A 14197-nucleotide genomic window follows, 5' to 3' on the forward strand; every position below is an offset into this window, starting at 1 on the left:
GAATAAGCAAACAATTTCTAACTTTTCTTCTACTGATTTTGGACTTCTTTTGGACATGTGAAAACTCCCCTTATAGTGTCTAGTGAATTTTTGTTTTTTCACTGTCCACTATATGGGGAGTATATCACACTGTGAACTTCTAAGAGTTTTTGTTTTTTGGTAAACAAGTTCTAAAATTAAAATTTTTCTTTTACGGATAGGGTTTGTCTACATTCTGAAGAACCTAGTATAGTCATTTAGTTTATATTTTTATTACTTCGTTAACTCGTCTTGCTGTACCATTGAGAAAAGTTACACTTTTCTTATCTGTCACTTGAAATAGTTATCAACTATTTCAACTACCTGCGACTTTTAAAGAAAACGGCTATAATACCTGAAAGAGTACGCTTTGAGTTTTTAACGGGGTTTATATAACTATCCCTTGCAGGATTGAGCCTTAAAACAGGGCTTTTGAAAATATAACTCGTATTGTAGCGGTTCTTGAAATGCTTGGAACATGTTGCGATCTGCCCTATTTAGAGATACTTGAGAAGAGTTAGTGTTTATTGGCTACAATTTCAAATTTAAAGAATTGCCAATGCTTGTAAGTCTCGATATATTCTAATACTTCTTCGGACCCTGTTCGCTTGGTGGTTCGAATCTGAAGAATGCTTGGTTCATTATCCGTCAGATTGAGATGTTTTGCTACTTTTACTGGAGTAGGAAAGACAACCTGGTTGGTTTCGGAGTAGAGTTCTTCCGACATGTGGAGATGGAAATCTAATTTAAAGCGATGGTAAATGGATTGAAAATGGTTGAGTGGTGCATCTGGTTCCTTGATATAGCGTGCGGGAATATAGGACTGGTGATAGATATAGGGCGTATGATCAGTCGATCGAACACGGATAATTTTATAGTAGTAGGCATTTTTACCGAGCTTCAATTTTTCTAGAATCCGCGGATTATTGCCTTTTTCGCAGGATAGGACATCTACACTGTCTTTTTCAAGTGGAAAGACTTCAATATCTGAAAATTCGACGAGCTTGCCCTTGCGGGAGCGGGAAACATAGGTTCCTTTTCCCTGTTGGCGAACGAGATAGCCATCCTTGACTAATTCATTAACTGCTCGAATGACTGTGATGGAGCTGACATTGTAGAGTTTGGTCAACTCAGCTTCGGTGTAAAATTTATCACCATTTTCAAACTTTCCTGAAATAATTTGCTGTTGTAAGTCGTTTTGGACTTGTTGGTATTTGGGTATTTTCATGATTTTCTCTCCCTAATTCGTATAAACCATACACTGAATATACTTATTATACTAAATTTTTGTGAAAATAGAAAAAATTTTTAAAAAACAACTGGACATAACCAGTAGAGTGTGTTAATATATTGATAGAGAAGAAAACGATTACAAGGAGGGGACAGTGAGTACTTTTCAGATTCGAGAAGAATTTTATATAAATGATCAACCTTTTAAGATCCTATCAGGGGCGATTCATTATTTCCGAGTGCAACCAGATGACTGGTATCATTCCTTGTATAATTTGAAGGCTTTGGGATTCAATACAGTTGAAACCTACGTTCCTTGGAACTTACATGAGCCTCAAAAGGGTGTTTTCACAACAGAAGGAATCTTAGATATTGAGCGCTTTTTAAGCATAGCGCAGGAACTTGGTTTATATGCCATTGTTCGCCCGTCTCCCTATATCTGTGCAGAGTGGGAGTGGGGAGGTTTGCCTGCCTGGTTATTGACAGAGCAGGTACGAGTACGTTCGAGAGATGAAGCCTATCTACGCCATGTGGATGACTACTATGCCTTTCTCTTACCCAAGTTAGCCAAGTATCAGTTGTCCCAAGGGGGCAATATCCTGATGTTCCAAGTAGAGAATGAATATGGCTCTTATGGTGAGGATAAGGAATACCTGCGGGCAATAGCTGCTCTGATGAGAAAGTACGGTTTGACGGCTCCTTTCTTTACCTCTGATGGGTCATGGAGAGCGACCTTGCGGGCTGGAACCTTGATTGATGAGGATATTCTGGTCACAGCGAACTTTGGTTCTAATGCCAGTGGAAATTTTGAGCAATTACAGGCATTCTTTGACGAGCACGATAAAAAATGGCCACTCATGTGTATGGAATTTTGGGATGGCTGGTTCAATCGTTGGGGTGAAGAGGTCATTCGCAGAGATCCGAATGAATTGGCTCAGGCTGTCATGGAGGCAGTAGAGCTTGGTAGTATCAATCTCTATATGTTCCACGGTGGTACCAATTTCGGCTTTATGAATGGATGCTCGGCGCGTGGTCAGATTGATTTACCGCAGATTACATCTTACGATTATGACGCGATTTTAGACGAGGCGGGCAATCCAACCAAGAAATTCTATGCCCTCCAAGCTTTAATGAAAGAAGCTTATCCGCAGCTTGACTATGCGGAACCCTTGGTTAAAGAAGCAAGGGCTTATCCAACCGTATCTTTGAATGACAAGGTGAGCCTGTTTGCGGCGCTAGAAAATGTAAGCGATTGCCAAAGCGCTTTTTATCCAAAATCGATGGAGGAGCTTGGTCAGAATGTTGGTTATACCTACTATAAAACCCGCATTGAAAAAGATAAATCTGATGATGAATACCTGCGAATCATTGATGCTAGGGATCGGGTCCAAGTCTTTATAGATGGTCAGAAGATTGCGACCCAGTATCAGGAAGAAATCGGTGAAGAGATTCATTTCCAACAGGCAGATACAGAAGCAGAATTAGGCATTCTAGTCGAAAATATGGGGCGTGTGAATTACGGGCATAAGTTGACAGCTCCGACCCAGTATAAAGGGCTGGGACGCGGAGTAATCGCCGATCTGCACTTCATTGGACAGTGGGATATGTACCCGCTACCGCTTGATCGATTAGAGGAGCTTGCATTTACAGAAGAATGGGATGAAGAACAACCAGCTTTCTATCGCTATCATATAACGATAGAGCATTGCCAAGATACCTATCTGGATATGACAGGTTTTGGTAAGGGAGTTGTCTTTGTAAATCAACAAAATATAGGTCGTTTCTGGGAACGAGGCCCACTTCTTTCTCTCTATATACCAAAAGGATACTTAAAGAAAGGAGAAAATGAAATTATTGTCTTTGAAACAGAAGGCAAGTATAGGGAGAATCTTCGTTTTTCACAGGAACATGTATATAAGGATTTGTAAATAGAAAAAAGGAGAATAATGATGGCAATTATAGGAACACGTATTGATGGTCGCTTGATCCACGGTCAGGTGGCGAATCTTTGGACAACCAAACTCAATATCTCACGGATTATGGTCGTAGATGATGAGGTGGTGAATAATGACATTGAAAAATCAGGGTTGAAATTAGCTTGCCCTGCAGGTGTAAAATTATCTATTTTACCAGTTGAAAAAGCGGCAGCGAATATCTTGGCAGGTAAGTATGACTCACAGCGTCTGCTGATTGTAGCTAAGCGTCCAGCTCCCTTCCTAGGATTAGTAGAAAGAGGAGTTGAGCTACCAGAACTCAATGTAGGTAATATGTCTCAATCACCTGAAACTCGCTCGGTTACCCGTTCTGTAAATGTTCTAGAGGAAGACATCAAGGACTTTGATGAATTGAACGCTAAGGGTGTGAAATTGATTCATCAAATGGTACCAGGTGACACAGCAAAAGATTTTCTTCCTTTACTGGATAAGGTAAGATAAGCTAGCCTATACTCGTAAGATTAACTATTTCTGTTGGTTTTTAAAGGGTATCATTTCATTTCGTATATTATAAAAATTTTTAGGAGGTTACATCATGATTCAATGGTGGCAAGTTCTTTTACTCACGTTATACTCAGCATATCAGATCTGTGATGAGTTAACAATCGTATCTTCTGCGGGTTCCCCTATCTTTGCGGGATTTATCACAGGCCTAGTGATGGGAGATTTAAAAACAGGTCTTTTGATTGGTTCAGCTCTTCAGTTGGTAGTTCTTGGTGTCGGTACTTTCGGGGGAGCTTCTCGTATCGATGCGACATCTGGTGCGGTCTTAGCAACTGCTTTCTCTGTAGCTAAAGGAATTGACCCTGAAATTGCGATTTCGACTATCGGTGTACCGGTAGCAGGACTTCTTGTCTATACAGATATTCTTGGTCGCTTTACAACTACTTACTTTGCTCATCGTGTGGATGCAGCGGTTGAACGTTTCGACTATAAGGCGATTGAGCGTAACTACCTTTTAGGTGCTCTTCCGTGGGCTTTATCACGTGCCTTGCCTGTCTTTCTTGCCCTTGTCTTTGGTGGCAGTCTTGTTGAGGCAATGGTAACGGCTATCGAATTACCTCAGTACAAATGGATTGCGGCAGGTCTAACTCTTGCAGCACGTATGCTTCCAGGTCTTGGATTTGCGATCCTCCTTCACTATCTTCCACTTAAACGCAACCTTCACTACCTTGCGGCTGGTTTTGGGATCACTGCTATGTTGACTGTTCTTTACGGTAACGTTTCATCTCTAGGTGGCGCTGTTGCTGGTATTATTGGAACTCTTCCAGCAGATGCAGGTATTGAATTCGTAAATAACTTTAAAGGTCTATCTATGATTGGTATTGCAATCATCGGTATCTTGCTTGCAGTACTTCACTATCAAAATGCACGTCGTACCGTGGTTGCTGCTCCAGTATCAAACGTAGAAAGTGGGGAAATTGAAGATGACGAAATCTAATTACAAATTAACAAAAGAAGATTTTAATCAAATTAATAAGCGTAGCCTATTCACCTACCAATTAGGGTGGAACTATGAGCGGATGCAGGGGTCAGGTTACCTCTATATGATCTTGCCACAGCTTCGTAAGATGTATGGAGATGGCACTCCAGAATTGAAAGAAATGATGAAGACCCATACTCAATTCTTCAATACCTCTCCATTCTTCCATACCATTATTGCAGGTTTTGATCTTGCCTTGGAGGAAAAAGAGGGCATTGGCTCAAAGGATGCGGTGAATGGTATCAAGACAGGTTTGATGGGACCATTTGCTCCACTTGGGGACTCTATCTTTGGTTCACTTGTTCCAGCGATTATGGGAACGATTGCGGCTTCTATGGCTGCAGGTGGAAATCTTGCAGGTATTGTTGGTATTGCACTCTGGGTAGCTGTAGCCTTTCTTTACGACGTATTCCGCTGGAAACAGTTAGAATTTGCCTATAAAGAAGGTGTGAAGTTAGTAACAACTATGCGTGATACCTTGAATGCCCTTGTAGATGCAGCTTCTGTTCTTGGAGTATTTATGATGGGAGCATTGATTGCAACCATGATTAATGTTGAGGTTTCCTGGTTACCAAAACTTGGTGAAAAGGAAATTAATCTCCAAGACTTGTTAAATACTATCTTCCCTCGCCTATTACCAGCTTTGATTACAGGTGCTATCTTCTGGTTGCTAGGACGTAAAGGAATGACATCAACAAAAGCAATCGGAATTATCATTGTAGTAGCACTTGCTTTATCAGCTCTTGGTCACTTCGGATTTAATATGTAAGGTATGATGTATGGAAAAACATTTAGTATTAGTAAGCCATGGGCAATTCTGTGAGGGATTAAAGCAGAGTACAGAAATGATTATGGGTCCACAAGACAATATTCATACAGTTGCCTTGCTTCCAGCGGAAGGTCCAGAGGAGTTTCAAGCGAAATTTTTAGATACGATTCAAGGATTGGATGACTTTATTGTCTTTGCAGATTTGCTCGGTGGTACGCCTTGTAATGTAGTGAGTAAGCTCATTTTAGAAGGTCGCACGATTGAGCTCTATGCTGGAATGAATATGCCAATGGTCATTCGTTTTATCAATGACGCTCTTCTTGGAACAAGTTCACGCTATGACGAAAGTACATCAGAATACATTCAATATGTGAACGACGTACTGGCAGGCATGGCAGACGACGAAGATGAATAAGCTTTAAGTATCCACAAGAGTTGGCAGCAATGTCAGCTCTTGTTTGCTTGTTTTTAGCAAAGTCATACTTTTTAAAAATCAAAAGGTTACTTTGTTAAGAGTTTTGATATAATTGAACTCGGGCTAAAAGCTCGGAAAAAAGATAAATACTCCTAGAAGCAAATACTTCTTCGTCGTATTTCCTATTTTTCATTCGCTTTTAACGCCCTTTGTATCTTGTAATTGAACACGGGCTAAAAGCTTGAAAAATAAAGATACAGATGTTCTAGCTCTAGCTAGTTACAGCTGTGGCTCCCTTTAGGGATAGATTTCCTTGTGTTCTTCGAACACTACGTCAGTCTCCTATTTTTCATTCGCTTTTTAAACGCCCTTTGTATCTTATGTAACTGAACTCGAGCTACGAGCTGTGCAAAAAAGATAGTTTTTTCTTGAACTTATAGTTCTGCGTCAAAACTCCTATTTTTGCTTTGCTCGCTTTACGCTCTTGTATCTTGTAATTGAACACGCCCTAAACTCTGTGCGAAAAAGATAAATCTTCCTAGAGTTTGATAACTCTACGTCAGATTTCCTATTTTCGCTTTGAGTTTTTAACGGGCTTTGTATCTTGTGTAAAGGAGAAATGATGATAGAAATTAGTCAATTTGGAAGTGAGCGGGTAAGGAAGTATCGTTTGGTCAATGTAGCTGGAATGCAGGTGACCTTAACTAACTTTGGTGCACGGATTGTGGAGGTATTGGTGCCTGTTGAGGATAATGGTGCTTTGCGTAATCTGACCATGGCTGCCTCATCGGATGAGGAATATCTGACCAAAGATAGCTATCCCGGCGCGACTATTGTACCAGTGGCAGGACGAATCTCTGGGGCGCAGACTAGTATTAAAGGACAGGTTCATTTCTTCACTGAAAACGAACCCGGTCGTACCCTGCACGGTGGTGTGAATACAGCCAATGAGCAGTATTGGGAGGCAGAAGTTGATGAGGAAGCAAATGCTGTTTGCTTTACAATAGAGCTTAGGGATGGTTTCAATGGGTTTCCGGGTAATGTCCATGTGAAAGCCCGCTATCGTTTGACAGAGGACAATGTACTTGAGGTTTCCTACACAGCTCAATCGGACAAGGACACGATTTTTAATCCGACCAACCATGTCTATTTCAACCTAACAGGTGATGTCAATCAAGATATTGCTGAACACTATGTGAGGATTGCAGCGCAAACCTATGCGCCGCTTGGTGAGAGCAACCTTCCGCTGGGCAGATTAGAGCCAGTGGAAGGAACTCCCTTTGATTTCCGGACAGGTGGAACCTTTGCCCAAGGCTTTGGATTAGAGCATCCACAGAATCAATTAGTCAAGGGCTATGACCATCCTTGGGTTCTGGATCAGGTAGCGGAGCCAGTAGAGATCGTCAGCCCAGATCAGAAAATTCGCTTGACAGTTGAGACGAATCAGCCAGCAGTAGTGATTTATACTTATAATTTTCCAAGTGAGGATATGGCAGCCTTTCATGGAGCCTTTAGTTTGGAATGCCAAGGCCTACCTGATGCCTGTAACCAAGAGGGCTTTGGCTCCATCTTGCTAGAAAAAGACCAGCTATTTGAACACCAGACCCGTTACAGCTTTAAGTGGCAGTAAGAAAAAATCAGTTTGGATACTATACTCACACAAGGTACAAAGATTGGTGGTTGAAAAACTCCGATCTTTGTGCCTTTTAGGTCTTCATTTGAAATTGCACTTTTTCAGTGAGAGCAGAAAAAAGAAAGCGTTTTTTAAGAGAAAAATTCCCTTTTTCTCTCCCTATTCTATTTAGAATATGCTATAATGGGGGAAAAGTATGAAGCTAGAAGCATGGTGAGACTTGCTTTTTCTATTCCATGGTGCAGGTTACCTAGATATTTTGATACTCAAAATTAAAGACAAATAAAGAGGCTAGCCAGATAGGGCAAGGCGACATTTCTTTAGGTTGAATTTGAGTATTAGAAGGTTTTACCTATCCGACTTGTCGCCCTACTTGCTACTGTTTGATAGCCATTCTTGAGAAAAGAGGGAACTCAAGTAAGCCAAAAAGATAAAGGAATAACTGGATTTCTCTGTTACATAAGTTCGTTAGAGGAAATTGCCTGCCAATGATAGTAGGTTCGTTAGTTGTCTGTGATGCGGCTGACGAATTTCGCCTGTCTTGAAAATACTGACTGCTCCATACTAGATGAATGATATATATGTATACGAGGAGACGGACGAATGACTTATGAACAGGAATTTTTAAGGGAGTTCGAGGCCTGGGTCAATACTCAGGTGACAATCAATGAAATGGCTATGGAAGAGAGCCGCCGTGTCTTAGAAGAAGATAAGGATGAGCGAGCTGCCGATGCCTATATCCGCTACGAGAGTAAGGTTGATGCCTATCGCTTTATTCAAGGTAAATTTGTCAACTATGCTGCTGGCAAAGGCTTCCATGATCTACCAGATGAGTTATTTGGCCAAAGACACTATTAAATATATAAGGATTAAAGGAGATTAGAAAAATGGCAAAGAAAAAAGTAAACCGTAAAAAGGCATTGAAACGCGAATGGGCAAAATTGAAAAAAGCTAGTCGTGAGCGTTTGGGGCAAGTCGTTGACGTTGCTGAAACGGTGGTTGATAAGGCAGTTGAGCAAGTCAAGGAAGTAGTCGCAGACATACAAGGTCAATCAGCTACAAGCCTAGAGGAGTTCCAAGCCCTATCAGAATTAGAGGGTCTTCCTGCTAGCCGTTTAGAAACTTTTTATCAAGCAGGTATTCAGAGCGTTGCTGACTTTGCAACATGGACAGAAAAAGACCTACTTGCCTTGAAAGGTATCGGCGCAGCAACGATCAAGCAGTTGAAAGAAAAGGGAATTGCCTTGAAGGACTAAGACTGATTTTAGGTAGAACGAGGGGATTTTACTAGACATCGAAGTAAGTGAATTTTATTCTTCTAAAGTCTTGTTTATACTGTCTGTCGAAATCTAGTCAGATTTGCATGGCTTGCTTTTTGCGTGCTAGCGCTTAGGTCTGCCAAGTAAGTCATTTGCTTTATTGAACAACTGAAAGTGAGGAATAGCGCTTGCTATCCTTGCTTTTTTCTTTTGCAAAGCAATTGATTGTGATTTATACCTATACTATGTTAGAATGGAATTATCTTATGAAAGGGGTATCATTACTGATGTTATAGTCGTTTATACTCGTCAAAAGGTCGCAGATAATATCGGAGTAGAGCAAGACGAGTTAACAAAGTAAGAAAAGAGAAACGAAATGACGATACAATCATTAGCTGACCTTCCACATACCCTCTATCAGTCGTCAGAGGGTGTGATTGGAACTAGCCTAGATGAGCTGGTCTTAGCGGATGTTTTTTTGAAAGAAGTGGATCGGCATCAGGAGCAGGTCATCTGGCATCTTTGGCCCCTAGAAAAAACAGTTATTCTGGGTATGGCGGATTGTCGTTTGCCCCATCTTGCACGAGGACTGGAAATGATTCGTAAGCAGGGCTATACCCCTCTTGTGCGCTCGATCGGTGGTCTGGCTGTTGTAGCAGATGCGGGGATTGTCAATCTCTCTTTGATTCTCCCCAATCGTTTGGGAACAGCTAGGCTGGATATGGGACAAGCCTATCAGCTCATGGTCGCTTGTATCAAGGAAATTCTTTCTTTAAGGGATCAGGAGGTTGAAGTGGGGGAAATCAGTGATTCTTACTGCCCGGGAACCTATGATTTGAGTATCAAGGGAAAGAAGTTTGCAGGCTTGGCTCAAAGACGTATCAAGTCGGGGATTGCTATTTCAGCCTATATCAGTGTTTCAGGTCATCAAGTCGAACGAGGGGAATTGATCCGCGATTTTTACCAAGCGGGTCTTGGAGGAAGCCAAGGTTTGGTCTATCCCCAAGTCTCCCCTACTTCTATGGCAAACCTGTCAGACCTATTAGACCGACCTGTCCACCCGGAGGAAGTCTTGGAGGGGATCAGCAGGCTTGCGACTAGCTTGGGACAAGTCGTGACACCTTATACCTTGAGTATGGAAAATCTGTCAGATCTTGTTAAGGGAAAGAAAGAGGCAATGGAGCGACATCAGAAAGTGGGGCTAGAGTGATATGGTGGATACAAGCAGTTTATTTAGGCCTTTTTCGTTGGGAAAGGGGATAGAGTTAGAAAATCGTTTTGTCCTGTCACCCATGGTGACCAACTCTTCTAGTAAGGAGGGCTATGTCAGTCGGGAAGATGTGGCTTACGCCAAGCGGAGGGCAGCTTCTGCACCCCTACAAATTACCGGAGCAGCTTATGTCAATCCCTACGGTCAATTGTTTGAGTTTGGCTTTAGCGTAGCAAAGGATGAGGATATTGCAGGCTTGCGACCATTGGCAGAGGCGATGAAAGCAGAGGGGGCAAGAGCCATTTTGCAGCTGACTCATGCGGGGCGTTTTTCTTCGCATACACTCGCACGAGAGGGCTTTGTCTATGGTCCAAGTCCCATGCAGCTACAATCACCCTTTCCCCATGAGGTCAAGGCGTTAAGTCTGGAGCAAATCAAGGGGCTTGTGGATGATTACCGTCAGGCAACGAGACGAGCGATTGCCGCAGGATTTGATGGTGTGGAGGTCTCCTCGGCTCAACGCCTGCTGATTCAGACCTTTTTTTCCACTTTTTCTAATCAGCGGACAGATGACTATGGAGCGCAGGATTTTGCCAGCAGAGCGAGGTTGACGCTTGAAATCTTGGAGGCTGTTCAGGAAGTGATTGCCAAGGAGGCAAATGGTCCATTTTTGCTGGGCTTTCGAGCAACACCTGAAGAAACACGGGGCAATCAGATCGGTTATTCAATTGAGGAATTTCTCCAATTGATGGAAGAAGCGCTCGCGAGAGTGCCACTTGCTTATCTAGCGATTGCTAGTTGGGGGCATGATGTCTTTCGCAATCGAGTTCGCTCTAAGGGGATCTACCAAGGGCTCTTGGTCAATGATGTGGTGTATCGGCACTTGAAGGGGCGCTTGCCCATCATGGCAACAGGTGGTATCAATAGTCCTGAAAAGGCAGTAGAAGCACTCGCCCACGCAGATTTAGTCGGAGCTTCAACACCTTTTATCGTGGATCCTGAATTTGTCCATAAAATCAGACAAGATCGTGTGGAGGAAATTCACTTGAGAATTAAGGCGACAGACTTGCCTTCCTTAGCGATACCGCAGGCTTCCTTCAAAGATATTGTACCGTTGATGGATTATGGAGAATCCTTGCCTGCAGAAGCCCGAAGTTTATTTCGAGGATTGGCTACTAATTACATGGAGGAGACATCATGAAGTTTGGTATTTTAGACTATGGGGTGATTGACGAGGGGCAGACGGCAGGAGACGCCCTAAGTGCGACCCTTGCTCTAGCAAAACGGGCTGATGACTTGGGCTTCTATCGTTTTTGGGTTGCAGAACATCATAATCTTTCCGCCTTTGCCATCAGTGCTCCTGAAATCGTTATGGCCCATTTAGCCAGCCAGACTAGGCAGATCCGAATTGGCTCTGGAGGTATCATGGGCTTGCATTACAGTCCCTATAAGGTGGCAGAGATAGCGCGAACCTTGGCAAGTTTGTATCCAGATCGGATAGACATTGGCTTGGGAAATTCCTTAGGCACGGCCCTCGTTCACCAGCATTTAAAAAGCCCCTATACCAGTAGAGAATACGGTGCCTGGCTGGAGCGTCTGCTAGTGTATTTACAGGATGAGGAAAGAGAGATTAGGGCTACTCCCCAGCCCCATCTACCGCTTGCCCTATTTGTCTTAGGGACAGGTGGGCGTTCGGTTCATGAGGCGGCACGATTGGGGCTAGGCTTTGTTTACGGTAGTTTTCCTTTTATCGTTCAACATCCGCTTGAAACAGCAGCGGTACTTGGGAAATCCTATCGTGAGCAGTTCCTAGCTCCTGCACAGAAAGAAAAAAAGCTTATTCTGGCTCTCTTTGTCGTGATTGCAGAGACACTGGAATTGGCAGAGGAGCTAGCTAGACCGCTGGATATTTGGATGTTGGGGAAAGAGGAGTTTAATGAATTTTCCTACTATCCTAGTATCAAAACAGCTCAAGCCTACACCTTGACCGCAGCTGAACAGGATCAGATTGTAGCCAACCGGACACGGATGCTGGTAGGAGATCTTGAAACAGTTGAGCGCTTGGTCAATGAGTTTGTGAGGGTATCGGGGGCTGATGAGCTGATCTTTATCCCCTTGCTGCCTGATGTAGCGCACCGCATGAGAGCTTTAGAGCTCCTTGCAAAGATTCAAATAAAGGATCAATGAGAAAGGAACGATGATGAAAAAAATTGCAAATTATCTTTGGATTGAACAAGAAGAGGACCACTATGTCATCAGTATGACACCAGAATTACAAGATGACATTGGAACGATTGGCTATGTGGAATTTTCAGAGGGAGACTACCTTGAAAAAGATGATGTCATCTTGAACCTAGAGGCTTCAAAAACGGTTATGGCGATTTTAAGTCCCTTAGCAGGCAAGGTTTTAGAACGCAATACAGCAGCCTTAGAAGAGCCTCTCCTCTTGAACTCTGCAAAACCAGACGAGCATTGGCTGGTCAAGTTGACAGATGTTGATAGCCTAGCCTTTGAAGCCCTTGAAGATGCATAAACAACGACAAGTCCAGCTATTAAAGGAGATGATTGTCTTGCTAGGTGGCAAAGAGGTGATGAGCGAGGACAAGGACGAGCTAGTCAGGCTTTGGCGAGGCTTAGTCAACCAGCGCCCAGCGGCGCCTATTTCGGAAGCCTATCTGGCTTGTGAACAGGAGTTTTTGACAGCCTATCATAAACAGCACCAGTGCTCTCTAGCGGATTGTGTCGCAACCTCTTATCCCAATATCCTGCTTTACTATGGCGATATTTGTGACCTAGAAGTAGATGCCATTGTCAATGCGGCTAATAGTGATTTGTTGGGCTGTTTTATTCCCAACCATGCCTGTATTGATAATGCCATTCATTTCTATGCGGGCATGGAGCTTCGCAATGCTTGTGCAGCCCTGATGAAAGAGCAAGGCCACCGCGAGCCAGTCGGTCAGGTTAAGGTTACAGCTGGCTATGCGCTACCTGCTCGGCTTATTTTTCACACGGTAGGACCACAGATTCCAGAAGGGAAGAGACCTTCTCCTATCCGGGAACAGCTCTTGCGGCAATGCTACCTGTCTTGCCTCAACCAAGCGCGTAAGGAAAGGATAGAGACTCTAGCTTTTTGCGCCATTTCCACGGGAGAATTTGGTTATCCAAAAGAGGAAGCAGCTCATCTCTCCAGCCAAACGGTAAGGGACTGGTTGCAAGAGACAGGCTATGCGTTAACCGTTATTTTTGCCTTATACACACCAGCAGATGCCCTCTATTATGAAAAAGAATTAGGACGAAAGGGGACTACATGACCAAATGGAAGTCACTCGATAGAGTACAGGAAGAACCAGCACTACTGGCAGCGCTCTTAGCCGAAGCAGATGCGGTTGTTGTCGGAATCGGGGCAGGTATGTCGGCTGCAGATGGTTTTACCTACATTGGAGAACGCTTTGAAACAGCCTTTCCTGATTTCATTGAAAAATACGGTCTACTGGATATGTTGCAGGCCAGTCTTTATCAGTTTGCAGATTTAGAGGAATACTGGGCATTTCAAAGTCGCTTCGTGGCATTGAATTATCTGGATCAACCGGTCGGTCAAGCCTATCTAGATTTAAAGGAGATGCTTGAAACCAAGCCCTATCATATCATTACAACAAATGCAGACAATGCCTTCGCGGCAGCAGAGTATGAGATGGACAAAGTCTTTCATATTCAAGGTGAATATGGCTTGTGGCAGTGCAGTCAGTTTTGTCACCAGCAGACGTATCGAAATGATGCCTTGATTCGCCGAATGATCGTGGAACAGAAGGACATGAAGATTCCGCGGGACTTAATTCCCTACTGTCCCAAGTGTGGAGCGCCTTTTGAGATCAATAAGCGTAATGCAGAAAAAGGCATGGTGGAGGATGTGGATTTCTTTGCTCAAAAAGAACGATACGATCGCTTCTTAGCCGAGCATGAGGGACAGAAAGTTCTTTATTTGGAAATCGGGGTGGGCTATACAACCCCGCAGTTTATCAAGCATCCCTTTCAAGCAAAAACGCAGGCAAATCCTGCCTCTCTCTTTGTTACTATAAATCAAAAGCAGTACCGCATTCCGCCTGCTATTCGTTCGCAAACCGTTCAACTAAGCAGTCATATCGCGGATTTACTAGCTGATACCAAAAAATATTACATAAAATAAAAG

At 43.2% G+C, this 14197-nt stretch carries 15 protein-coding genes; 14 read left to right on the plus strand and 1 reads right to left on the minus strand.

Annotated elements, in window-relative coordinates:
* Positions 1-535: 535 nt before the first annotated feature.
* The gene (locus tag BU200_RS06710) at positions 536-1246 is read right to left on the minus strand and encodes a GntR family transcriptional regulator (RefSeq protein ID WP_075099446.1); all 711 of its coding nucleotides are present in this window, start codon (positions 1244-1246) and stop codon (positions 536-538) included.
* 157 nt (positions 1247-1403) lie between these two features.
* Between BU200_RS06710 and BU200_RS06715 the strand changes: the two genes are divergently transcribed.
* The 14 genes from BU200_RS06715 to BU200_RS06780 all read left to right on the plus strand — a co-directional run bounded on the left by BU200_RS06715 (position 1404) and on the right by BU200_RS06780 (position 14194).
* Entirely contained in the window at positions 1404-3176 is a 1773-nt protein-coding gene (locus BU200_RS06715; RefSeq protein WP_075099447.1) for a glycoside hydrolase family 35 protein, read from the plus strand.
* A 21-nt stretch (positions 3177-3197) separates the two neighbouring features.
* On the plus strand, positions 3198-3683 hold the full coding sequence (locus BU200_RS06720) for a PTS sugar transporter subunit IIB (RefSeq protein WP_075099448.1): 486 nt from the start codon (positions 3198-3200) through the stop codon (positions 3681-3683).
* A gap of 94 nt (positions 3684-3777) precedes the next feature.
* Positions 3778-4683: a PTS mannose/fructose/sorbose/N-acetylgalactosamine transporter subunit IIC gene (locus BU200_RS06725; RefSeq protein WP_075099449.1), complete on the plus strand. Its 906-nt coding sequence runs from the start codon at positions 3778-3780 to the stop codon at positions 4681-4683.
* Positions 4670-5494 (plus strand): PTS system mannose/fructose/sorbose family transporter subunit IID, encoded by an 825-nt coding sequence (locus BU200_RS06730; RefSeq protein ID WP_075099450.1) that lies wholly within the window; start codon positions 4670-4672, stop codon positions 5492-5494. Before BU200_RS06725 ends, BU200_RS06730 begins: the two co-directional genes overlap by 14 nt.
* A gap of 10 nt (positions 5495-5504) precedes the next feature.
* Entirely contained in the window at positions 5505-5909 is a 405-nt protein-coding gene (locus BU200_RS06735; RefSeq protein WP_075099451.1) for a PTS sugar transporter subunit IIA, read from the plus strand.
* 622 nt (positions 5910-6531) lie between these two features.
* Positions 6532-7539 (plus strand): aldose epimerase family protein, encoded by a 1008-nt coding sequence (locus BU200_RS06740; RefSeq protein WP_083609376.1) that lies wholly within the window; start codon positions 6532-6534, stop codon positions 7537-7539.
* 606 nt (positions 7540-8145) lie between these two features.
* On the plus strand, positions 8146-8400 hold the full coding sequence (locus BU200_RS06745) for a DUF1912 family protein (RefSeq protein ID WP_075099453.1): 255 nt from the start codon (positions 8146-8148) through the stop codon (positions 8398-8400).
* 29 nt (positions 8401-8429) lie between these two features.
* Complete coding sequence (locus tag BU200_RS06750; RefSeq protein ID WP_075099454.1) at positions 8430-8798, plus strand: helix-hairpin-helix domain-containing protein; 369 nt, start codon at positions 8430-8432, stop codon at positions 8796-8798.
* A gap of 379 nt (positions 8799-9177) precedes the next feature.
* Positions 9178-10011, plus strand: coding sequence for a lipoate--protein ligase family protein (locus tag BU200_RS06755; RefSeq protein WP_075099455.1), 834 nt, complete (start codon positions 9178-9180; stop codon positions 10009-10011).
* A gap of 1 nt (position 10012) precedes the next feature.
* Positions 10013-11212, plus strand: coding sequence for an NADH-dependent flavin oxidoreductase (locus BU200_RS06760; RefSeq protein WP_075099456.1), 1200 nt, complete (start codon positions 10013-10015; stop codon positions 11210-11212).
* Positions 11209-12198 carry an MsnO8 family LLM class oxidoreductase gene (locus BU200_RS06765; protein WP_075099457.1) on the plus strand — a complete coding sequence of 330 codons (990 nt, stop codon included), beginning with the start codon at positions 11209-11211 and terminating at the stop codon, positions 12196-12198. Before BU200_RS06760 ends, BU200_RS06765 begins: the two co-directional genes overlap by 4 nt.
* A gap of 13 nt (positions 12199-12211) precedes the next feature.
* A complete protein-coding gene (locus tag BU200_RS06770) occupies positions 12212-12544 on the plus strand; it encodes a glycine cleavage system H family protein (protein ID WP_075099458.1) in 333 nt (110 codons plus the stop codon).
* Positions 12537-13322, plus strand: a complete 786-nt coding sequence (locus BU200_RS06775) for a protein-ADP-ribose hydrolase (RefSeq protein ID WP_075099459.1) — start codon at positions 12537-12539, stop codon at positions 13320-13322. The genes BU200_RS06770 and BU200_RS06775 overlap by 8 nt, the downstream gene beginning before the upstream one ends.
* The gene (locus BU200_RS06780; protein WP_075099460.1) at positions 13319-14194 is read left to right on the plus strand and encodes an SIR2 family NAD-dependent protein deacylase; all 876 of its coding nucleotides are present in this window, start codon (positions 13319-13321) and stop codon (positions 14192-14194) included. Before BU200_RS06775 ends, BU200_RS06780 begins: the two co-directional genes overlap by 4 nt.
* The last annotated feature ends 3 nt before the right edge of the window (positions 14195-14197 follow it).

The sequence above is a fragment of the Streptococcus acidominimus genome (assembly GCF_001921825.1).
Lineage (GTDB): Bacteria > Bacillota > Bacilli > Lactobacillales > Streptococcaceae > Streptococcus > Streptococcus acidominimus.

Excerpts from the sequence above, each read along its gene's own strand:
- BU200_RS06710 (WP_075099446.1), bottom strand. The coding sequence starts at position 1,246 with ATGAAAATACCCAAATACCAACAAGTCCAAAACGACTTACAACAGCAA.
- BU200_RS06720 (WP_075099448.1), top strand. The coding sequence starts at position 3,198 with ATGGCAATTATAGGAACACGTATTGATGGTCGCTTGATCCACGGTCAG.
- BU200_RS06725 (WP_075099449.1), top strand. The coding sequence starts at position 3,778 with ATGATTCAATGGTGGCAAGTTCTTTTACTCACGTTATACTCAGCATAT.
- BU200_RS06730 (WP_075099450.1), top strand. The coding sequence starts at position 4,670 with ATGACGAAATCTAATTACAAATTAACAAAAGAAGATTTTAATCAAATT.
- BU200_RS06735 (WP_075099451.1), top strand. The coding sequence starts at position 5,505 with ATGGAAAAACATTTAGTATTAGTAAGCCATGGGCAATTCTGTGAGGGA.
- BU200_RS06740 (WP_083609376.1), top strand. The coding sequence starts at position 6,532 with ATGATAGAAATTAGTCAATTTGGAAGTGAGCGGGTAAGGAAGTATCGT.
- BU200_RS06745 (WP_075099453.1), top strand. The coding sequence starts at position 8,146 with ATGACTTATGAACAGGAATTTTTAAGGGAGTTCGAGGCCTGGGTCAAT.
- BU200_RS06750 (WP_075099454.1), top strand. The coding sequence starts at position 8,430 with ATGGCAAAGAAAAAAGTAAACCGTAAAAAGGCATTGAAACGCGAATGG.
- BU200_RS06755 (WP_075099455.1), top strand. The coding sequence starts at position 9,178 with ATGACGATACAATCATTAGCTGACCTTCCACATACCCTCTATCAGTCG.
- BU200_RS06760 (WP_075099456.1), top strand. The coding sequence starts at position 10,013 with ATGGTGGATACAAGCAGTTTATTTAGGCCTTTTTCGTTGGGAAAGGGG.
- BU200_RS06765 (WP_075099457.1), top strand. The coding sequence starts at position 11,209 with ATGAAGTTTGGTATTTTAGACTATGGGGTGATTGACGAGGGGCAGACG.
- BU200_RS06770 (WP_075099458.1), top strand. The coding sequence starts at position 12,212 with ATGAAAAAAATTGCAAATTATCTTTGGATTGAACAAGAAGAGGACCAC.
- BU200_RS06775 (WP_075099459.1), top strand. The coding sequence starts at position 12,537 with ATGCATAAACAACGACAAGTCCAGCTATTAAAGGAGATGATTGTCTTG.
- BU200_RS06780 (WP_075099460.1), top strand. The coding sequence starts at position 13,319 with ATGACCAAATGGAAGTCACTCGATAGAGTACAGGAAGAACCAGCACTA.